The organism is Umezawaea tangerina, assembly GCF_003002815.1.
GTDB lineage: Bacteria > Actinomycetota > Actinomycetes > Mycobacteriales > Pseudonocardiaceae > Umezawaea > Umezawaea tangerina.
In genome coordinates, this window is record NZ_PVTF01000011.1 from 23,486 (window position 1) to 43,545 (window position 20,060).

Annotated in this window: 20 protein-coding genes and 1 pseudogene; 10 read left to right on the forward strand and 11 right to left on the reverse strand. The window is 71.1% G+C overall.

Annotation, left to right across the window (positions count from 1 at the left end; genetic code table 11):
* Window positions 1-21: 21 nt before the first annotated feature.
* Both CLV43_RS32415 and CLV43_RS32420 read left to right on the forward strand, forming a co-directional pair.
* Window positions 22-393 carry a nuclear transport factor 2 family protein gene (locus tag CLV43_RS32415; protein WP_106192009.1) on the forward strand — a complete coding sequence of 124 codons (372 nt, stop codon included), beginning with the start codon at window positions 22-24 and terminating at the stop codon, window positions 391-393.
* Window positions 394-404: 11 nt separating this feature from the next.
* Complete coding sequence (locus CLV43_RS32420) at window positions 405-848, forward strand: VOC family protein (RefSeq protein WP_106192011.1); 444 nt, start codon at window positions 405-407, stop codon at window positions 846-848.
* A gap of 57 nt (window positions 849-905) precedes the next feature.
* On the opposite strand, the gene CLV43_RS32425 is transcribed toward CLV43_RS32420, so the two are convergent.
* From CLV43_RS32425 to CLV43_RS32435, 3 genes are all read right to left on the reverse strand, one after another.
* Entirely contained in the window at window positions 906-1,748 is an 843-nt protein-coding gene (locus CLV43_RS32425) for an SDR family NAD(P)-dependent oxidoreductase (RefSeq protein ID WP_106192012.1), read from the reverse strand.
* 97 nt (window positions 1,749-1,845) lie between these two features.
* Complete coding sequence (locus tag CLV43_RS32430) at window positions 1,846-3,318, reverse strand: aldehyde dehydrogenase family protein (protein ID WP_106192014.1); 1,473 nt, start codon at window positions 3,316-3,318, stop codon at window positions 1,846-1,848.
* A gap of 159 nt (window positions 3,319-3,477) precedes the next feature.
* Window positions 3,478-4,713 carry an MFS transporter gene (locus tag CLV43_RS32435; protein ID WP_211304662.1) on the reverse strand — a complete coding sequence of 412 codons (1,236 nt, stop codon included), beginning with the start codon at window positions 4,711-4,713 and terminating at the stop codon, window positions 3,478-3,480.
* 103 nt (window positions 4,714-4,816) lie between these two features.
* Between CLV43_RS32435 and CLV43_RS32440 the strand changes: the two genes are divergently transcribed.
* Window positions 4,817-5,650, forward strand: coding sequence for a helix-turn-helix transcriptional regulator (locus CLV43_RS32440; RefSeq protein WP_211304663.1), 834 nt, complete (start codon window positions 4,817-4,819; stop codon window positions 5,648-5,650).
* A 110-nt stretch (window positions 5,651-5,760) separates the two neighbouring features.
* Here the strand turns inward: CLV43_RS32440 and CLV43_RS32445 are convergent, their stop codons facing one another.
* The 4 genes from CLV43_RS32445 to CLV43_RS32460 all read right to left on the reverse strand — a co-directional run bounded on the left by CLV43_RS32445 (window position 5,761) and on the right by CLV43_RS32460 (window position 11,694).
* Window positions 5,761-7,347 carry an RICIN domain-containing protein gene (locus CLV43_RS32445; protein WP_425445784.1) on the reverse strand — a complete coding sequence of 529 codons (1,587 nt, stop codon included), beginning with the start codon at window positions 7,345-7,347 and terminating at the stop codon, window positions 5,761-5,763.
* Window positions 7,348-7,450: 103 nt separating this feature from the next.
* Window positions 7,451-8,941, reverse strand: coding sequence for a cellulase family glycosylhydrolase (locus tag CLV43_RS32450; RefSeq protein ID WP_106192018.1), 1,491 nt, complete (start codon window positions 8,939-8,941; stop codon window positions 7,451-7,453).
* Between the two features lie 307 nt (window positions 8,942-9,248).
* Window positions 9,249-10,811: an alpha-L-arabinofuranosidase B gene (locus CLV43_RS32455; protein ID WP_106192020.1), complete on the reverse strand. Its 1,563-nt coding sequence runs from the start codon at window positions 10,809-10,811 to the stop codon at window positions 9,249-9,251.
* A 289-nt stretch (window positions 10,812-11,100) separates the two neighbouring features.
* Window positions 11,101-11,694 carry a TetR/AcrR family transcriptional regulator gene (locus CLV43_RS32460; protein ID WP_106192022.1) on the reverse strand — a complete coding sequence of 198 codons (594 nt, stop codon included), beginning with the start codon at window positions 11,692-11,694 and terminating at the stop codon, window positions 11,101-11,103.
* A 70-nt stretch (window positions 11,695-11,764) separates the two neighbouring features.
* On the opposite strand from CLV43_RS32460, the gene CLV43_RS32465 reads away from it, so the two are divergent.
* Window positions 11,765-12,655, forward strand: a complete 891-nt coding sequence (locus tag CLV43_RS32465) for an NADP-dependent oxidoreductase (RefSeq protein ID WP_106192023.1) — start codon at window positions 11,765-11,767, stop codon at window positions 12,653-12,655.
* Between the two features lie 52 nt (window positions 12,656-12,707).
* On the opposite strand, the gene CLV43_RS32470 is transcribed toward CLV43_RS32465, so the two are convergent.
* The 3 genes from CLV43_RS32470 to CLV43_RS32480 form a co-directional block, all read right to left on the reverse strand.
* Complete coding sequence (locus CLV43_RS32470) at window positions 12,708-13,607, reverse strand: NADP-dependent oxidoreductase (protein WP_106192025.1); 900 nt, start codon at window positions 13,605-13,607, stop codon at window positions 12,708-12,710.
* Window positions 13,607-14,242 (reverse strand): TetR/AcrR family transcriptional regulator, encoded by a 636-nt coding sequence (locus tag CLV43_RS32475; RefSeq protein WP_106192026.1) that lies wholly within the window; start codon window positions 14,240-14,242, stop codon window positions 13,607-13,609. Before CLV43_RS32475 ends, CLV43_RS32470 begins: the two co-directional genes overlap by 1 nt.
* Window positions 14,243-14,324: 82 nt before the next feature.
* Window positions 14,325-15,269, reverse strand: a complete 945-nt coding sequence (locus CLV43_RS32480) for an AraC family transcriptional regulator (protein WP_425445785.1) — start codon at window positions 15,267-15,269, stop codon at window positions 14,325-14,327.
* A gap of 42 nt (window positions 15,270-15,311) precedes the next feature.
* Here CLV43_RS32480 and CLV43_RS50530 point away from each other — a divergent pair.
* The 6 genes and pseudogenes from CLV43_RS50530 to CLV43_RS32505 form a co-directional block, all read left to right on the forward strand.
* Window positions 15,312-15,455, forward strand: a pseudogene (locus CLV43_RS50530) (hypothetical protein); the annotation flags it as partial.
* Between the two features lie 88 nt (window positions 15,456-15,543).
* The gene (locus tag CLV43_RS49605; RefSeq protein WP_245887147.1) at window positions 15,544-15,753 is read left to right on the forward strand and encodes a hypothetical protein; all 210 of its coding nucleotides are present in this window, start codon (window positions 15,544-15,546) and stop codon (window positions 15,751-15,753) included.
* Between the two features lie 130 nt (window positions 15,754-15,883).
* Window positions 15,884-16,504 carry a dihydrofolate reductase family protein gene (locus CLV43_RS32490; RefSeq protein WP_106192030.1) on the forward strand — a complete coding sequence of 207 codons (621 nt, stop codon included), beginning with the start codon at window positions 15,884-15,886 and terminating at the stop codon, window positions 16,502-16,504.
* A gap of 40 nt (window positions 16,505-16,544) precedes the next feature.
* Window positions 16,545-16,868, forward strand: a complete 324-nt coding sequence (locus CLV43_RS32495) for a YciI family protein (RefSeq protein WP_106192031.1) — start codon at window positions 16,545-16,547, stop codon at window positions 16,866-16,868.
* A complete protein-coding gene (locus CLV43_RS32500) occupies window positions 16,865-18,100 on the forward strand; it encodes an RNA polymerase sigma factor (RefSeq protein WP_106192033.1) in 1,236 nt (411 codons plus the stop codon). Before CLV43_RS32495 ends, CLV43_RS32500 begins: the two co-directional genes overlap by 4 nt.
* 61 nt (window positions 18,101-18,161) lie before the next feature.
* Window positions 18,162-19,043 (forward strand): PP2C family protein-serine/threonine phosphatase, encoded by an 882-nt coding sequence (locus tag CLV43_RS32505; RefSeq protein WP_106192035.1) that lies wholly within the window; start codon window positions 18,162-18,164, stop codon window positions 19,041-19,043.
* Between the two features lie 81 nt (window positions 19,044-19,124).
* On the opposite strand, the gene CLV43_RS32510 is transcribed toward CLV43_RS32505, so the two are convergent.
* Window positions 19,125-19,988: an SCO6745 family protein gene (locus CLV43_RS32510; RefSeq protein WP_106192036.1), complete on the reverse strand. Its 864-nt coding sequence runs from the start codon at window positions 19,986-19,988 to the stop codon at window positions 19,125-19,127.
* Window positions 19,989-20,060: the final 72 nt, after the last annotated feature.

The window sequence follows — 20,060 nt, forward strand, 5'->3', positions numbered from 1 at the left end:
ACGCTTTCGGAGAGGAACACCGTGAACACCGCAGACGTCGTGACCCGCTACTACGAGCTGGCCAACGCGGGCGACTGGGACACCTGGTGCGACCTGTTCGCCGAGGACCAGACGATGGACGAGCAGCTGGCCGGCCACGTCGAGGGGAGGGAGACGTTGCGGGACATGATGAAGGGCTTCCCGGACATGTACGCCGAGTTCGCCAACGTGCCCGTCCACGTCGTGGTCGACGGCGGCCACGCGGCCGTCGTCTCGCACATCACCGCCCGCACGCCCGCGGGCCGGACCGTCGAGGCGGACGTGTGCAACTACTTCCAGGTCGAGGACGGCCTGATCACCTACATGACCAACGTCCACGACACGGTGCCGTTCGCGGCCCTGTCCGAGAAGTGAGGGGGACGGACATGTCCGCGCCCACCGCGGTCCGCTGGTCGCACGTCGGGCTCAACTGCCGCGACCAGGCAGCCACCGAGGAGTTCTACACGCGCTGGTTCGGCTTCCGCCGAGCCCGCGTGGTCGAGGCCGACGGCGTCCGGGTGATCTTCCTGCGCGGGGGCGACGTCTACCTGGAGCTGTTCGCCACCGACGCGGAACCGCTGTTCCGCACCACCGACGACGGCCCCGCCCACCCCGGTACCGCGCGGCACCTGGCGTTCCAGGTGGACGACGTGGACGCCTTCCTCGCCGACGCGTCGGGCAGGCTCCCGATCTCGTTGGGGCCGCTGGAGTTCGGTGACTTCATCCCCGGCTGGAAGACAGTGTGGGTCACCGACCCCGACGGCGTGGTGATCGAGGTCAGCCAGGGCTACACCGACCAGACCGCCCAGGAGCTCGCCGCCTACCGGTAGCGGGCGCACGGCGAAGCGGGGTGCCGGTCCACCGGCACCCCGCTTCCGCGTGCGCGACTACGCCGAGCGGACCGCCCCGACGGTCGGGAACGCCACACCAGTCAGGTCCGCGCTCAGCGCGCGCAACCGAGCCCTGGCGTCCTCGTCGTAGGCCTGGGCGTGGGCGCGCGCCTCCATGTCGCGGTTCACGTACACGCCGCTGGTGGTGGCGAACCGCTCGTCCGCCACCATCCGCAGCAGGTTGTCCGTGCCCTCCTCGATGGTGCTGGCCGGGGTGAACAGGTGCGTCACGATCTTGGTGGGCATGTACGACGCGGGGTGCAGCGCGTTGACCGTCACCCCGGTGCCGCGCAGCTGCTCGGCCAGGTCGAACGTCAGCATGATCTGCGCCAGCTTCGCCTGGCAGTACGCCTGGCCGCCGTCCCAGCCACCGCGCAGCATCACGTCGTCGAAGTCGATCGGCGCCTGCCCGGCCGAGGCCACGTTCACGATCCGCGCGGGGGCCGAGCCCACCAGCCGCGGCGCCAGCAGGGAGCTGAGGACGTAGGTGGACAGGTAGTCGACCTGGAACGTCAGCTCGAACCCGTCGACGCTCTCCCGAGGAGCCAGTTCCACGCCCATCCCGGCGTTGTTGACGAGGACGTCGATCCGGTCGAGCTCGCGCAGCCGCAGCGCGAGCGCGTCGATCTCGTCCAGCGAGGAGAAGTCGGCCAGCTCGTAGGCCAGCCGGTCGTTCCCGGTCAGCTCCTCGAGCTCCTCGATCAGCTCCTCGCCCTTCTCCGCGCTGCGCCCGTGCAGCACGAGGGAGGTGCCGAGCGCGGCGAGCCGGTGCGCCAGCGCCCGGCCGAGGCCGTCGGTGGCGCCGGTGATGATGACGGTCTGGTCGGAGAGTGGGGTCATGATCGGCCTTCCGCTGTGGTTGTGGTGGAACGGTGCGGGCGGGGACGGGAGCCGGAGCCCCGTCCCCGCCCGCGGTGGACCGTCGTGCGGCCGTCGGTCACTCGACGTTGACGACGACGCTCTTGATCTGGAGGTACTCCTCGACGCCCTCCGGTCCGAGCTCGCGCCCGTAGCCGGAGTCCTTGTAACCGCCGAAGGGGATGGTGTTCTCGAACATGGACCAGGTGTTGACCCAGACGATGCCCGCCTCCAGGCGGGCCGCGATCCGGTGCGCCCGTCCGAGATCAGCGGTGTGCAGGCCCGCGGCGAGGCCGTAGGGGGTGCCGTTGGCGATGGCCACGGCCTCCTCCTCGGTGTCGAACGGGATGATCGACAGCACCGGGCCGAAGATCTCCTCCTGCGCGATCCGCATGTCCGGCGTCACGTCCGCGAAGACGGTGGGCTCGTGGTAGAAACCCCTGTCCTGCTTGCCCTTCGACCCGCCCGCGCGGAGCACGGCGCCCTCGGCCTCGCCGATGGCGACGTACTCCACGACCCGCTCCAGCTGGGCGCGGTGCGCCAGCGGGCCGAGCACCGTGCGCGGGTCCAGCGGGTCGCCGACGGCGGCCGCACCGGCCGCGGCGGCCATGCGGGTCACCATCTCGTCGTACACCGGACGCTGCACCAGCAGCCGGGAGCCGCTCATGCAGAACTGGCCGGTGTTGAAGAACGCCGCCTGGAACGCCCACTGCGTCACGGCGTCGAGGTCGGCGTCGGCGAACACGATGTTGGCGCCCTTGCCGCCCAGCTCGACGGTGACCCGCTTGAGCGTGCTGGCCGCGCTCGCGATCAGCCGCTTGCCGGTCGCGGTGGCCCCGGTGAACGCGAGCTTGCGCACGCCGGGGTGCTCGGCCAGCGCCGCGCCGACCGTGGCGCCGTCGCCGGTGACGACGTTGAAGACACCCGCGGGCAGACCGGCCGACGCCATGATCTCGGCCAGCCGCAACGAGGACAGCGGCGTCTGCTCCGCGGGCTTGTGGACGAACGTGTTGCCCGCGGCCAGTGCCGGGGCGAGCTTGTTCACCAGGAGGTTGAGCGGGAAGTTGAACGGCGTGATCGCGCCGACCACCCCGAGCGGCTCGCGCCGGGTGTAGGCCAGCGACCGCGTGCCCGCCGGTCGGGCGGACCCCTCCAGCTGCTCGACGACGCCCGCGCAGTAGCGGAACAGGTCGGCCGCGGAGGGCACGTCGAAGCCGCGGGTGAACGCGATCGGCTTGCCCACGTCGAGCGACTCGACGAGCGCCAGCTCCTCGGCGTTGTCCTCGATGGCCTCGGCGACGCGCAGCAGCACCCTGGCGCGCTGCTTGGGCGTCAGCCCGCCCCAGCTCTCGTCCTCGAACGCGCGCTGGGCCGCGGCCACGGCGTCGTCCAGGTCCTCGACGGTGCCCCAGGCGACCTGGCAGATCACCTCCTCGGTGGCGGGGTTGACGACGTCGCGGGTCTCCCCGCTGGAGGAGGCGCGGAACTTCCCGTCGACGAACAGCTGTCCGTCGGCGACGGCCTGGGGGGTGCTGATGGACTGAACGGTCATGAGGGCCACTGCTCCTGTCGGGAGGTCGGGAACCACCGGCGCACCTGGTGCTCACCGCGAACACCGGTCCGCCCTGCGCCTCGAACGCTAGGCGGATCGTTGTGCGGCAACGAGGTTTGCGCGGGGATGGCCCGCGCCTTCGTCAAGTCGGGCGGATTTTCAGGCGGCGTCGGACAACGGGGCGGGCGAGGTGCGCGCGATCAGCAGGTGCACGACCCCGGCGAGGACGGCGATGCCCGCGCCGACGTAGCAGAGCTGTTGCGGCGTAACGGTTCCGCTCAGCAGGTACCCGCCGAGCGCGGCGCCGATCGCCTGGCCGAGGTAGATGCCGGAGGAGTTGAACGAGATGACGACGCTCGGCAGGTGCGGCACGAACGCGGTGAGGCGGTGGTTGTTGGGCGTGGCCACGGCCCACGCGGCCGCTCCGTTGAGCGCCATCACGACCATGACCGCGGGCAGCGACGTGCAGACCGCCAGCAGCACCAGCGTCACGGCGAGCACGCCGATCGCGAGCAGGAGCGTGCGGGTGGAGCCCCACCGGTCGGTGAGCCGCCCGCTGCCGAACGCGCCGACCGTGCCGCCGATGCCCCACACCAGCAGGATCACCGCCAGCAGCGTGCCGGTCGCCTCGACCGTGCTGCCCAGGACGTCGGCGATGTAGGTGTAGACCATGATGCTGGACGCGCTCTCCAGCAGCATGAACAGCACGATGGCGACGACCCGGCCGTGCGCCAGGACCTTGAAGCGGGCGGCCAGCGGCACCGCCGGGGGCAGCGGCAGCGCGGGCAGCGTCACGAGCAGGCCCAGCAGCGCCACCAGGCCGACGGCGGCGACGAACACCAGGCTCGCCTGCCACGACAGGTGCTGACCGATGGCGGTGCCCGCGGGGACGCCGAAGACCGTGCCGACGGTCAGGCCGCCGAGGATCACCGCGAGCGCCTGGCCGCGCTTGGCGGGCCCGGCCAGCGCCGCGGCGGCGGCGGACGCGTTGGGCGTGTAGAGCGCCGCGCCCAGACCCGCGACGACCCGTGCGACGAGCAGCATGGCCAACGTCGGCGCGGCGGCCGACGCGAGGTTCGCGACGACGAACAGCGCGAGCGCGAACGCCATCAGCGGCTTGCGGGGGAGCTTGCTGGTGAAGGCGGCCAGGAACGGCGCGGACAGCGCGTAGGTCAGCGCGAACGCCGTGATGACCTGGCCGGTCGCCCCGATGGAGGAGTGCAGGCCGTCGGCCATCTGGGGCAGGATGCCCGCGAGGACGAAGGAGTCCGTTCCCATGGCGAAGGAGCCGACCGCGAGGACGGCGACCGGACGGCCCCAGGCCGACGACGTGGGGCTGGGTGTTGCGGTTCCGCTGGCGCGGTCACCGGGCGATGCCGTGTGCTGAGTGGTCACGGTGATCAGCGTGTGCCTGATCGGCAAGCTGGTACAGAGGGCTGGTTATGCTGGTACCAGCACTACCAGGACAGCGGGCGCCGGGGGCGGTTTCATGGGCGGGATGACGCAGCGCACGCAGTTGGCCGGGTTCCTGCGATCCCGGCGGGAGGCCCTGAGCCCGCAGACCGTCGGGCTCGAACCGGGCGCGCGCCGCCGCACGCCGGGCCTGCGCCGCGAGGAGGTGGCCCAACTCTCCGGGGTCAGCATCACCTGGTACACCTGGCTGGAGCAGGGCCGCGACATCACGGTCAGCAGGCAGGTCCTGGAGAGCCTCGCGCGGACGCTGCGGCTCACCCAGGCCGAACGCCGTCACCTGTTCGTCCTCGCGGGCGCCGCCCTGCCCACCGAGTCCCCGCGCCCGGTCACGGTCAGCCCGACCCTGCGCGCCCTGGTCGACACCCTCGACCCCAACCCCGCCCACGTGATCAACTCGTGCTGGGACCTGATCGCCTACAACCGCGCCTACGAGGGTCTGGTGGGCGGGCTGGACAACCTGCCGACCGAGGAGCGCAACAGCATCTGGCTGCTCTTCACCAGGCCCGCCATGCGCACGCTGCTCGTCGACTGGCAACGCGAGGCCCGCGAGATCCTCGGCCAGTTCCGCGCCTCCGCGGCCCAGCACCCCGACGACCCCAGGACCAACGCCGTCATCCAGGCCCTGCTGTCCGCCAGCCCGGCCTTCACCGCGATGTGGTCCCAACACCCCGTCCAGGCCTTCGCGCCCGCCATGAAGCAGTTCAGCCACCCCGGCGCGGGCCGCGTCGACCTGAACTACATCAAGCTCGCCGTCGCCGAAGACGTCCAACAACACCTCGTCGTCTTCCTCCCCGCCACACCCGAGGACGCCCGAGGCCTGCGGCGCCTCGCCGACGAACGGGACCACGCGAGCACGTGACCCTCGGCGGCATCGTCGAACGACCGACGGCAGGGACCATGTGGTTGTTGTGGTCGACCTACCGCGCGACCGGTGCGGCGCTCGGCAGGTCGACCGCTCTCGACGGCGGATCAGGCGCGGGTCCACTTCTGGTTGGCGTTGCCGGAGCAGTCCCGGATCGCGACCTTGGTGCCGTTGGCCGTGGCGGCACCGGTGACGTCCAAGCACTTGTCCGCGGCCACGGCGGTGACGGTGCCGTCGGTGTTCAGCCGGAACTGCTGGTTGCCTTGCCCGTTGCAGTCCCAGATCGCGACCGCGGTGCCGTTGGCGGTGCCGCCGCCGCTGACGTCGAGGCACTTGGCGCCGTAGACGCGCAGTTCACCGGCGTTGGTGGCGGTGAAGGTCTGGTTGCCCTGCCCGTTGCAGTCCCAGATCTCGGCGAGGGTGCCGTTGGCCTGCGAGGCGCCGGTGATGTCCAGGCACCGGTTGGAACCCTGGCCCCGCAAGGCGAAGGTCGAGCCGCCGGGGTTTCCTCCGTTGCCGCCGCTGACGACGTACATCGCCGCGCCGTGCCCAGGAACGGAGGCGCTGATGGCACCGGTGGTCGTGCCGGACGTGTGTGCCCACAGGTCGCGCACCGAGTAGCCGCTCGCCGAGCCCAGCCCGATCTGCGACGCGGAGGTGGAGACGGTGGTGGTGCCGCTGTTGCGGTTGAGCAGGACGACCGCGACCGAGCCGTTGGCCATCGGCTTGGTCCAGATCTCGGTGTTGCCGTTGTCGACGAGCCGGTTGCCCTGGCGTCCGCCCCAGTCCTGGTTGACCGCGATGACTTCGGTGTTGGTCAGGATCGTCCTGGTCGCGGCGCTCATGGTGCGCAGGTCGTTGCCCGCGATCAGGGGTGCGTTGAGCAGCGCCCACAGGCTGAAGTGCGCCAGCGACTCGGTGTCGGACAGGCCGTTGCCGACCTCCAGCATGTCCGGGTCGTTCCAGGCGCCGGGACCCGCGGCGCTCGCCCAGCCGGGCTGGGCGTCGAGGATGCCCGTCACCGAGTTCCAGTTGCCCGCGATGTCACCGGTGGTGCGCCAGGAGTTGCCGGTCGCGGGCCCCCACTGCTTGACGTTGTCGTTGCCCCAGTTGCACAGCGCGTAGAAGATGGACCGGCCCGACTTGGCCAGGGCGTCGCGCATCGCGGTGTAGCGCTCCTGGCCCGTGCGGCCCTGGTGGTCGCCGCAGTTGTCGTACTTGAGGTAGTCGACACCCCACGACGCCCAGAGGTTCGCGTCGCGCTGCTCGTTGCCGAGGCTGGCGGGGTACCCGGCGCAGGTGGTGGTGCCCGCCGAGGAGTAGATGCCGAGCTTCAGGCCCTTGCCGTGGACGTAGTCCGCGACCGCCTTGACGCCGTTGGGGAACTTGGAGCGCGAGGGCACCAGGTTGCCGCTGCCGTCGCGGGACTTCTCCGACCAGCAGTCGTCGATGTTGACGTAGGTGTAGCCCGCTGACGCCATGCCGCTGGACACCATGGTGTCGGCGGTCTGGCGGATCAGGCTGTCGGTGACGTTGCAGCCGAAGCTGTTCCAGTCGTTCCAGCCCAGCTGTGGTGTGCGGCCGAGGCCGTTTTCCAGGGCTTGGGCCGAGGGGGCCAGCGACAGCGCCACCGGTGCGACCGTGGCGATGAGCACCGCCGACAACAGTGTCCGCAGCGTTTTCTTCACAGGGATCTCCTGACGACGCCAGGACGGCGGGGAACACGAGCGTCCACGAAGGACGTACGCGGGCCCCTCCGCGTGGGCAAGGGGAACGTGTGGTGGGCAGGACGCGCGCTCACGGTGTGACGGCGAGCAGATGCGCCCGGAAGCCTTCGCCGTAGCCGGTGCTCGGCGTGCCGTTGTAGTCCTGGATGAGCACGTTGCCCTGGGTGCAGCCCCAGGGGTTCCAGGTCCAGGCGGTGTAGCCGAGGCGGTGCGCGTCGAGCCAGGTCATCACCCGGTCGATGTAGTCGTGCGCGCACGTGTCCTGGCCGATCTCACCGGCGTGCACCGGCACCTGCGCCGCCACCGCGCCGATCTGGCCGTCCCAGCAGGACGTGGTCGCGCAGGCGTTGAAGTTGTAGGAGTGCCACGAGGCCATGAGGTTGCCGGTCGGGTCGGCTGGTTTGTAGGTCAGCCACTGGCTCAGGTCGTTGGTCCAGGTCAGTCCGGCGGACATGACCACGTTGGTCGCGCCGGTCGCGCGCACCGCGTCGAGCAGGTCCTGCATGCCCGCGACCTCGTAGTCGAACCCGGCGCACGTCCCGCCGTCGCGCAGGCAGCGCCACGCGGCCGCCATGTCCGACCAGTTGTTCGCCGCGTCCGGGTAGGGCTCGTTGAACAGGTCGAACACGACCGCGTCGGAGCCCTTGAAGGCGGTGGCCACCTGGGTCCAGAAGGTGGGCGTGTACTGCATGCTCGGCATCGGCTTCTGGCAGGTCGCGCCGACGTCGGAGCAGGCCGAGCTGGTGCCGGTGTAGAGGCCGTGCGTCCAGTGCAGGTCCAGGACCGGGTTGATCCCGTTGGCCACCAGCAGGTTCGCGTACTCCTTCACGGCCTGCTGGTAGGCAGGGCCGCTGGGGGAGCCGGACAGACCCAGCCAGCAGTCCTCGTTGAGCGGTATCCGCACCGAGCGGACGTTCCACGCCTTCATCGCGTTCACCGACGCCTGGTCGACCGGGCCGCCGTCCCACATGCCCTTGCCCTGCACGCAGGCGAACTCGCCGCTGGCGCGGTTGACGCCGAGCAGCCGGTAGGTGGCCCCGCTCGCCGTGACCAGCTTGTTCCCCGACACCTTCAGCGCGGGCGCGGAGGTCGGCGGTGGACCGGTCGTGGTGGTGGTCGTCGGGGGAGTGCCGGTGCAGGCGACGCCGTTGACCGCGAAGTCCGTCGGCGCGGTGTTGGTGCCGCTGTAGGCGAAGTTGGCGCCCGCGCTCGCACTGCCGTTCGCGGGGATGGTCGCGTTCCAGGTGGTGTTGGCGACGGTGATCTTCTTGCCCGACTGCGACCAGACGCCGTTCCACCCCTGCTGCAGGGCCTGGTTCCCGCTGTAGGAGTAGGTCAGCGCCCACCCGGTGACCGCCGACGAGCCGAGGTTGCCGATCGTCACGGTGGCGCCGAAGCCCGAACCCCAGTCCTTGGCGACGTAGTCGACCTTGCACGCGAAGGCCGCCGAGGTGCTGCTCGCGTACGAACCCGTGGCGGCGACCAGAGCCGCGCACACGAGGGTCGCCGCGGATCCCAGCACGGCGAGCACGGCTCGTCGCCGCACGGTTCGACCTGACATCTGCACTCCTTTGTGCGAAGGACATCGAGGGGTGAAGGCTCTGGGAGCGCTCCCAGAAGACGTGCGTAACCGTCGCGTCTCCTGGGAGCGCTGTCAATCGCCCCGTGCTCCGGGGGAGTCCTGTTCACTCGGACAGGTCAAGCTCCGCCATCCGTCCAGCCCAGTTGCTTTTCGGACGGTGGCCGTGGGTCATCGAGTTCTTCGTGAGGTGGACGTTGACCGGCAGGGTGGGAGTCCCGTCGTCCGCGTTCGACCGTTCGACTCGAACAAGCGTCGAATGTTAGCGATAACATTGGGTTGTCCCCGCTCAGGGCGCCCAGGGTGCGCTGACGAGCCAGCTCACGTCGTCGTCGTAGGCGTTGGGGTTGTCGAAGGTGTTGGAGCCGCTGGTGTTGGCGATGTAGCCGACGTTGTTGAAGTGGCGGACGAGCCGGTCGGGGAAGTTCACGGACCTCAACGACGTGCCCTGGCTGTTGCGACCGGGCTCCGGGCAGAACGTCGCGTCCTGGGTGAACGTGGAGGTGCCGTCGTTGGCGTTCAGGTAGAGCTGGTAGTTGCGGTGCCGCAGGTACTGCCCGGAGGTGTTCCTGGACTCGAAGGACACGCACGAACTGTTGCCCAGCCCGGTTCGCACGATCCAGGAGGCGTTGCCCTTCTCGGTGCTCGAGCTCCCGTCGGCGACCACCCCGGTGTCGACGGTGGAGCCGGTGTGGTGGATGTAGCGGTCGGTGTAGCCCGCGGTGGTGGCGCGCAGGGACACCGTCGAGCCGGGAGTCAGCCCGTTCCCGCCGGAGCCCGAGCCGGTGCTGTAGCCGGCTGCGGTGATGTTGGCCTGCACCGCGTTCTCGGTGGCGTCGGACGGGTAGCCCGACGTCATCACGCCCTCGTAGAAGGTGCCGCGGGCGCCGACGCTGTTGTCACCGCCGATGCCCAGGATGATGGCGCCCTCCTTCTTCATCGGGTTGTACCCGGAGGCGTTGGGGCGCGCGCCGTTGTAGAACGTCGACAGCCCACCGGACTGGGCGTTGCCGCCGCGGATGGACCAGTGGTTGGGCTCGCCCTTGAGCACGGCGGTCAGGAAGCGGTGGCCGATGCTGGGGTCGTTGGCGTTGTACCGGGTGTTGATCCCGGAGAACAGGCCGTTCTCCAGGTCGGCCATGATCCACGGGCCGTTGCCCGCGCCGTAGCCCCAGACCTTGATGTTGCCGAAGTAGATGGCCTCCATCGTGCCGTTGCCGTTGTCCCGGCTGTTGCGCTCGGCGTTGCCGTAGTCGAAGCAGCAGCCGCCGTTGTAGTGCGTGCCGTCGAAGATCGCGTACATGCCCTCGGGCTGGTCGCCGGTCGCGACGCCGTTGGTGTTGTTGTTGCGGTAGCCGGTGCCGGGGGCCACGTAGACGCCGTACGCCTTGTGACCGCCCACGGTGATCGGTGCCGCGGTGGCGTTCGCGAGGTTGTCGTAGCCGCCGGCAGCCGGGCCGTTGAAGCCGCCGGGTGGTGCCTGCGTGAGGCGGTTGTTGCGCCCGGACTGGTCGTAGACGACCGTGATGAGGCAGGTGGTGCCGGCGCAGAAGGAGTCCTGCGCGGCAGCGTCGGCGACGCCGCCTGCCGTGAGCGGGCCGACGTCGCGGGTGGCGTTGTCCGAGGAGCGCCTGACCTGGTAGAGCGCCCCGGTGTAGGAGCCGTACAGCGCGCGGGTGGTGCTGTGCGCGGCCACGCACGGCGTGCCACCGGCGGCGTAGATGTCGCAGGGCCCTTGGGAAGCCGCTTGCGACGTGCCGACACCGACGAGCAGACCGGCGACCAGCGAGCCGCCCGCGGCGACTGCCAGGACCGCCGTCCGCGAACCTCGTGCACCCCGAAGTCTTGCCATTGCTGACCTCTTTCGTTGACGTGACTGCCTGACCGTTGGCCGGGCGCGCTTCACCGACGCGCCGCGACACGGCGTGCGGGGGAGAAGACCGGCCCGTCGAAACGGCGGAGTTCGACGGCGAAGAGTTGTCGATCGGAAATGCGCGAGGCGGCGGTGTCCGCTGACCTCCTCCCGACGAGGCGCCTGGCGACGGCACGCAAGACCGGTGGTGAATGTGAGCGTTAACATATCGCTCACCCAGAGGTAACGCAATGGTAGGAGTTGTGCCCCTGGAACGGGTCAGGTCGGACTACGCGGACGCGGGGTCGCGACGTTCACGTGCTTGCCAGGCCGCGTCGATCAGGTCGAACACCTCGTCCACGGCGGCCTCGGGGTCGGCCGCTTGGCGGCCCAGTGAGAAGGCGGCGATGACGAATCTCGCGATGGCCCGGCCGGTTGTCGCACCGCAGGCCAGTTCGGGGTCGGCGGTGATGGTGGTCGCCAGTGCCTCGGCCAGGCGGACCATCATGGACTGTTCGTAGTCCCGCAGGGCGTGGCTTTCGTCGATCATGCGCCAGATCGGGCCCGCGCCGTTTTCCGCGCAGTGCCGCACCATGGCGTGGACCACGTGGCGCAGGGCGGGGATGAGCGGTTCGCCCGCGGTGCGTTCGGTGACGGCCCGTGTGAGGAGTTGCCGGAACTCGTCGTCGCGTTCGAAGACGAGAGCCTCCTTCGACGCGAAGTGGGAGAAGAGGGTGGTGACGGCGACGTCGGCCTCGGCGGCCACGTCGCGGATGCCCACGGCCTCGTACCCGCGTTCCAGGAAGAGCCGCAGGGCGGTGTCGGCGATCTTCTGACGGGTCGCGGCCTTCTTGCGCTCACGGCGGCCCGGCGGCTCGGTCATGGCGCCACGCTAGCAGGTGCAAAACAATAACTGTTCCAAAAAGCTGACGGTTAGTGTTAGCGTCGGCGGCATGAAGAAGGTGAGCTTCAGCGAGTTCGGCAGCCCCGACGTCCTCCACCTCGTCGACGCCGAGGAACCCCACGCGGGTCCCGGCCAGGTGCGCATCGCGGTGCGGGCGGCGGGGGTGAACCCGGTCGACTGGCGGATCCGCCAAGGTCAGATGCGACATGCCCGCCCCATCGCCCTGCCCGCGGGCGTAGGGCTGGACGCCGCGGGCGTGGTCGACGAAGTCGGCGACGGCGTGGACGGGATCGGGATCGGTGACCACGTGTTCGGCGAGGGCGAGGACACCTACGCCGAGTTCGCGGTGCTGTGGGAGTGGGCCCGGATGCCCGACGGGCTCCCGTTCGACGAGGCGGCCGGGTACCCGTCCGTGGTGGAGACCGCGCTGCGCGTCATCCGCGAGGTCGGCGTGACCGCCGGGCAGACGCTCCTGGTCAGCGGAGCGGCCGGGGGAGTCGGGTCGGCGGTGCTCCAGGTCGCCCGTGCCCGCGGCATCGCGGTGATCGGCACGGCCGGGGCGGCGAACCAGGACTACCTGCGCGGCCTCGGCGCGGTGGCGACGACGTACGACGAGGGGTGGGTCGAACGGGTGCGGCAGCTCGGCCAGGTCGACGCGGCCCTGGACCTGGCGGGGGCGGGCGTGCTCAGCGAACTGGTCGGGCTCACCGGGGACCCGCGGAAGGTGATCACCATCGCCGACTTCGACACGCCTCCCGGCGTCCGGTTCTCCGGCACGGCCGGAAGCATGCCGGACGCACTCGTCGAGACCGTCGACCTCATCGGCCGGGGAATGCTCCACATCCCGGTGGAGAAGTCGTACTCGCTCGCCGACGCCGCCGCCGCGCACGTCGACAGCGAAGCGGGTCACACGCGCGGACGACGAGTCATCACGATCTGAAGGTGCGGGACGTCGTTCCGCGAACCGGCCGAGGCGGTCGTCGGCCCGTGCCTCAGGTGAGGTCTTGGGGGTGCAGCACGATGCGGCCGTGGGTCTTGCGGTCGGCCAAAGCGCGGTAGGCGTCGCGGACGGCGGTGAGCGGATAGGTCGCGGCGACTGGGATGTGGAGGTCGCCGGCGCCGGCGAGGGTGGCCAGTTCGGCCAGTGCCGGGAGGCCGCCGGCATCGGTGGTGCCCATCGACTTGACGCCCTTCTCCTTCGCCGCGCGGTAGTCGACGACGGTGTCGATGCGGGCGCGCGGGACGCCGAGGGCGATGGCGAGGTCGATGTAGGCGCCACCGACGGTGTCGATGAACGCGTCGGCCCGGTCGGTGGCGGCGAGGATCCGGTCCTGTTCGCCGTCGCCGTACAGGACGGGCTCGACGCCGTGCTGTCGGAGCAGGTCGAAGTGCGCGGCGCTGCTCAGGCCGACCACCCTCGCCCCGGCGCGGAGGGCGAGCTGGGCGGCGGTGAACCCGACGCCGCCCGACGCACCCGAGATCACGACCGTCTCGCCCGGTCGGGGTTCGACCGCTCGGATGGCGCCGAGGCCGGCCATCGGCGTGGTGTAGAGCGAGCCCGCGACGTCCCAGGGGAGGGCGTGGGGCTTGCTCACCACCTGGTCCGCCGGAATGGCGACGAACTGGGCGTGGGCGTCCCAGCTCTGGAGCCTGCCCAGCACCGCGTCACCGACGGCGAAGCCGAGCACGTCGGCACCGACGGCGACGACCTCACCGGCGAGGTCGCGGCCCGGTGTGTACGCACTGCCGTGCAGCGCCGGCAGTGCGCCGGGGTTGAGGGCACCGGCTTCGACCCGCACGACCACCTCGCCCTTGGCGGCCACGGGCTCGGGGACGTCGGCGAGGTAGATCCCGTCGATGCCCGTGAACCGGTCGTAGCGCACTGCTTTCATCACGTCTCCTGGGTGTGCGGGTGGTTCGGGTCGGCCGGAGTGCTCAGGAGCGGCAGGAGGACGTCGTCGACGAGGTGCGCGACGAAGGCGGCGTCGCACGGCTCGCCCACGACCACGACGCGGTGCAGGATCACCGCGGGCGCGACCTCGGCGAAGAGCGGTGCCGCGCCGGGTGCCAGTCGGCAGGCCGCGTGGTGGACAAGCCCGTCCGTCATCGCGGTCTGGTCCTGGCGCAGGATCCGCCGCATGGCCTCGGCGAGCCGCGGGTCGCTGCGCATGCCGGTGAACAGGGCGCCGAGCAGACCCACGTCCTGTTCGGAGATGCTCCGCGCGAGCCACGCCGTCAGGGCGTGCACGTCCTCGCGGAGGCTCTTCCCCTTGGGGCGCGGGGGTTTCGCGGGGGAGCGGTGCTCGACCGCCGCGGCCACCAGCGCCGCCTTGTCGCTGTACCGGCGGTAGATCGTCGTCTTCGCCGCCCCGGACCGCCCGGCCACCGCCTCCATCGAGAGCTGGTCGTACCCGACCTCGGTCAGCAGTGCCAGGGTCGCGTCGAGGATGGCCAGGTCACGACCGGAGTCCCGAGGCCGCCCCGTCGGTGAGGGCCGGGTCGTGTCGCCGGACTTCGAAATGCCCACCCTTACCCGCTTTCGCTACGCTACTGTTTCGTATCGAAAGTAGCTCGGCTCGGTCCACTGCGCAAGCCGCGGCCACCCGTGGTCAGGTGCCGCCGGTGCGCGCCTTCTCCGGGGTGGCGCCGGTCCAGTGGCGGAACGCGCGGTAGAACGAGTTGGTGTCGTCGTAGGCCAGGAGGTACGCGATCTGGGAGACGGTGAGTGACCTGTCGGCCAGGTAGCGGCGGGCGAGCTGTTCGCGGGTGCGCGTCAGCACGGTCTGGTAGTTGGTGCCCTCGGCCTGGAGGTGGCGTTGGAGGGTGCGCGGGCTCGTGACGAGTTGGCCCGCGACCGCGTTGATCGAGCTCTGCCCGGCCGGCAGGCATTCGTGGAGCGCGGCGCGCACGCGGTCGGTCGTGGTGGCGGCGACCTCGAGCTCGGCAAGGCGGCGGCGGAGCTCCGGGGCGAAGAACGTCCACATGGTCTCGTCCTCGGTGAGGAACGGGTGCGTGGCGTCGGACGGGGCGAAGGTGATCGAGTCGGTGTCGCCCTTGCGGATCGGTGTGCCGAAGTACGTCGTGGTCGCGGCCGAGGCGCGGGGAGGTCGGCGCATGGTGGCGCGGGTGGCGCGCAGGTCGCTTCGGGTGCCGATGCGGGCCAGGGCGACCCAGAACGCGAGCTCACCCGCGACCAGCAACGGCGGTGGCGGCGGGCCCTCGGGCCAGTGGAACGCGATCCGCAACCCGCGGCGGTCGGACGTGACGTCGAGGACCACCGGGCCGATGAGCGGTTTGAACGCGGCGATGCGCTCGGCCGCGGCGCGCAGGTCGGCACTGCACAGCGCGGCGAAGACGGGCGGGTTGAACGCCTCGACGGACAGCGTGCGGCCGATCCTCGCCGGGAGGTCGGGATCCGCGGCCTCCTCGTCCACCGCGCCCCAGAACCGGTAGTACTCCTCGGGGGTCATGGTGACCGGGCCGTTCGCGAAGGCACCTGCGGGCAGGCGCGCGCGGCGGAGCACGGCGTTGAGTGGGATCCCGAGGTCGTGCAGGAGCTCACCGCGCTGCGGAACGTGCTCGTCACCCGGCTCGACGTGCTGGACACCGAGTCCATCGCGGCGGCCGTCGACGCGGGCGTCGAGCGGTTCGGCGGGATCGACGTGCTGCTCAACAACGCGGGGTACGGCGCCTACGGCCTGCTCGAGGCCACGCCGATGGACAAGATCCGACGGCAGTACGACGTCAACGTGCTGGGCCTGCTCGACACGACCAAGGCGGTCCTTCGACTTCACCAACGACGAGAGCCTGTCCGGGTACCAGGGGCTGGTGGGGGCGTTCTTCTCCGCCCGGGCGCAGTCGGGTGCGGGCGGGGACGAGCCGGAGGTGGTCGCCGAGGTCGTGTACCGGGCGGCGACCGACGGGACGGACCAGCTTCGCTGCACCGCGGGCCCGTACGCGGCCGAGCTGATCGCCGGTCGGGACGCCGTCGACGACGCCACCTCCATCGGCGGTGTGCGGGAGCAGTTCGGCATCTGACCCCCCGGACCGGCGTCCCGGAAAAGTTCTCGAAGAAAATCCGGCAGCCGGTGTCGGATCGGGGTGGTGGCGTTCGTAGCAGGGGTGAGGCCGCCCACGAGGGGTGGCGCCGAGGTGAGGAACCGCGACCATGAAGCTGACGACGATGACCCAGATCACGCTGGACGGAGTGGTGCAGGGCAACGGCGGGGCGTCGGAGGAGGACCGCAGGAACGGGTTCGAGCGGGGTGGGTGGGCTCGGGGGGAGGGTGATGTCGCGACCGACGTGTACATCAACGAGGCCTACCGGCGCGCGGACGCGTTCCTGTTCGGCAGGCGGACCTACGAGCTGTTCGCGGCCTCGTGGGGGTCGATGGCGGAGCAGGACGTCCCCGGCTGGGAGCCGGTGCTGCGGTCGCTGAACACCCGGCCCAAGTACGTGGCGTCGGGCACGCTGACCGACCCGTCGTGGGCGGGCACCACCGTGCTGCCCGACGACCTCGCGGCCGCGGTCCGGGAGCTGAAGGCCAAGCCGGGCGGTGAGCTCCAGGTGCACGGCAGTGGCACGCTGGTCCGGTGGCTGCTGGCGAACGACCTGGTCGACGAGATGACGCTGATCGTGGTCCCGGTCGTCATCGGGCAGGGCGCGCGGTTGTTCCCGCGGAACGGCCCGGACCTCGCGCTGGACCTGGTCGAGTCGCGAGTGGACTCGAAGGGCGTGACCATCCAGGTGTTCCGGCCCGCCGGGCGCCCGCAGTACCCGACGGCCTGAGGTTCCCGGCACCGGCACACCCGTAGGAGAGGATCGTCAGATGCAGTACCTGGTTTCCGTGATCGACGACAAGAGCGACCCCGGCAGCACCGACCGGGGGCCCGCCATCAGCGCGTTCAACGAACGGCTGGTCGCCGGGGGCTACTGGGTGTTCGCGGGCGGACTCGCGGACACGAGCGCGGCCACGGTCGTCGACAACCGCGGCGAGGACGTGGTGTTCAGCGACGGGCCCTTCGTGGAGTCGAAGGAGTACCTGGCGGGCGTCTGGGTGTGGGAGGCCCCCGACCTGGACGTGGCGCTCGCGCTCGCCACCGAGGCCTCGAAGGCCTGCGACCGCAAGATCGAGGTGCGACCGTTCCAGTGAGCGACGTCGACGAGGCGATCACCCGTGTGCACCACGAGGAGTGGGCACGGGTGGTCGCCGCACTGACCAGGCGCTTCGGTGACCTGGACATCGCCGAGGAGGCGGCCGCCGAGGCGTTCGCCACCGCCGTCGAGCGGTGGCCCGCCGACGGCGTGCCCCCCAACCCCGGCGCCTGGCTGACCACCACCGCCAACCGCAAGGCCATCGACCGGATCCGGCGTGAGGACAAGCGCGACGACAAGCACAAGGAGGCACTGGTGGTGCGCGACGACGACCCGCACGAGCCGCTCGGCGCCATCGACGACGACCGGCTCCGGCTCGTCTTCACCTGCTGCCACCCCGCGCTGGCGGTGGAAGCCCGCGTGGCGTTGACGCTGCGCATGGTCGGCGGGCTGACCATGCCCGAGATCGCCCGCGCCTTCCTGGTGGCGGAAAGCGCGATGGGGCAGCGGATCACCCGCGCCAAGGCCAAGATCAAGGTGGCCCGCATCCCCTACCGGATGCCGTCCGCCGAGGACCTGCCCGCGCGCGTCACCGGCGTGCTCGCGGTCCTCTTCCTCGTCTTCAACGAGGGGTACCTGGCCACCGGACCCGACACCGACCCGGTGCGCCACGACCTGACCTCGGAGGCGATCCGGCTCACCCGCCTGATCCGCGAGCTGCTGCCGGAGGACGGCGAGGTGGCCGGGCTGCTGGCGCTGATGCTGCTCACCGAGGCCCGCCGCACCGCCCGCGTCTCCGCGACCGGTGAGCTCGTCGCCCTCGACGAGCAGGACCGCGGGGCCTGGGACGCGACGCTGATCGCCGAGGGGCACGGGCTGGTGCGCGAACGCCTGGTCGCGGCGGCCGGCGGGGTGGCTCCGGGGCGCTACCAGATCCTCGCCGCGATCAACGCCGTGCACACCTCCGCCCGCGACATCCGCGACACCGACTGGTCGCAGGTCCTCGCCCTGTACGACCAGCTGGTCCGCCTCGACCCCTCGCCGATCGTCGCCCTCAACCGGGCCATCGCGGTCGCCGAGCTCGACGGGCCGCAGGTGGCGTTGGCGGTCGTCGACCGCCTCAAGCCCAGGTTGGCCGACTACCACGCCTACCACGCCACCCGCGCCGACCTGCTGCGCAGGCTGGGCCGTGGTGACGAGGCGCGCGCGGCCTACGACCGGGCCGTCGACCTGGCGGGCAACACCGCCGAGACCGCGTCGCTGGTCCGCCGTCGCGACCGGCTGCGGTGACGCGCCGCCGAGCCGGAGGTCAGGTCTCCTGGCCCGACGACCCCTTGGCTAGGCTGCCGCAATGGCTCTCGTGCTCAACTACGCCGCGCGCAGCGACCCCGGCCTGGTGCGCCAGAACAACGAGGACTCGCTCTACGCGGGCGCCAGGTTGGTGGCGGTCGCGGACGGCATGGGCGGTCACGCCGCGGGCGAGGTGGCGAGCAAGGTCGTCATCGGCGCCTTGGCACCCCTGGACGACCACGCGCTGAGCGGGGACCCGGTGGAGCGGCTGCGGACCGCCGTCGAGTCGGGCAACGCGGCCATCACCGAGCTGACGGCGGCGAACCCCGCGCTGGGGTCGATGGGCACGACGTTGACGGCGCTGCTGTTCGGCGGAGAGTGGGTGGCCTCGCTCAACATCGGCGACTCGCGGACGTACCTGCTGCGCGGCGGCGAACTGACCCAGGTGACCAAGGACGACAGCTTCGTGCAGTTCCTGGTGGACGCGGGCCACATCACGCCGGAGCAGGCCAAGACCCACCCGCGCCGGTCGATCGTGCTGCGGGTGCTGACGGGGGAGTCGGGGATCGAGCCGACGATGCACGTCCGGCTGGCGCAGGCGGGCGACCGGTTCCTGCTGTGCTCGGACGGGTTGTCCGACGTGGTCGAGTTCGACGCCATCGCGCGGGCCATGCGCGAGAACGACGTGGAGACGTGCGCCGACGCGTTGATCAGGCTCGCGCTGGACGGCGGAGGCCCGGACAACGTGACGGTCATCGTGGCCGACGTCGTGGACGACGGGACCGTCGCCCGGTCCCGCGCGTTCTCGGCGCCCACCGAGCTGATCAGTCCGGTCGCGACCCCGTCACCGCGGAGGTCCCGTTTTCCGGTGTGGGCACTGGTGTTGCTGGTGCTCGTGCTGTGCGTCGGGGTGGGTCTCGCGGCGTGGGCGACCTGGTGGTGAGGTCGGGCGGTCCGGTGTGGACCGTCGCACCCGTCCGGGCCTTCGTCCCACCCGGACCGGTCTTCCGGTGCGGGAACCCGGTCAGCGGAGGCGGTCGAACGTCCCGGCCGCGGTGAACGCGGCGTGGATCGGCGCGAGGAGCGCGGCCAGGCGCCGGGCACCCCGTGCGCCGATCGGGGCCCACAAGGCGGCGCAGTGCTCGTCGGTCTCGACCTCGATCCGTTCCCGTGCCGCGATGCCGGCGTCGGTCGCGGTGCCGTCGGCGTGGAGCCAGCCGCGTGCGACCAGCCGTTCCGTCGCCGCGTCCCATTCCTCGTCGGTCCACCCGCGGGTCGCGCGCACGAGCGCCGTGGGCAGTCGGCCGGTCGCGGTGTGCAGGACGTTGCACTCGCACGGCCCGACGCGGTCGGCCGCGAGCACCTGGACGTGCGCGTCACCACGCCACTCGCGCACGACCGTGATCCGCTGCCACAGCGCGACAAGCGGATCCGGGGGGAGCGGGACCGACGCGTTGCCGGCGGCGAGCGGACGGCCCGCGTAGTCGGCGGCGGTCACGACCGGGTCGACCAGGGACCGCGCCTCCGCGATCCGCTCGGCGGTGAGAGCCACGCCGACCCGTCGCAGCGCGCGGCCGGCCATCGTGAACCTGGCTGACTGCCACCGCTCGGGTGCGGCGACGTCCCACACGCCCGTCATGGACCGGACCAGGTGCGGGCTGAAGTTGTAGAACGTCGCGAGCACGACCTGCCACGGCACCGCGCCCAACGCGGCCGCCCGGAACGCCAGGTAGGCCGGACCGCGGTCGGGCACGCCCAGTTCGGCGGCCGTCGCCGCGCTCTCGGGGACGAGGTAGACGAACAGGTGCGCGTCGCTGACGGCACGGCTCACCTCGCGAACGGCATCCAGGTCGATCGGCGGGTGGGTGCGGTCGAGACAGTCGGTCATGTGATCGACGATAGCAAAGATAATCGATTATTTGTCCCGGACGATTGGTGTCGGAGTGGTCTACGGCACAAC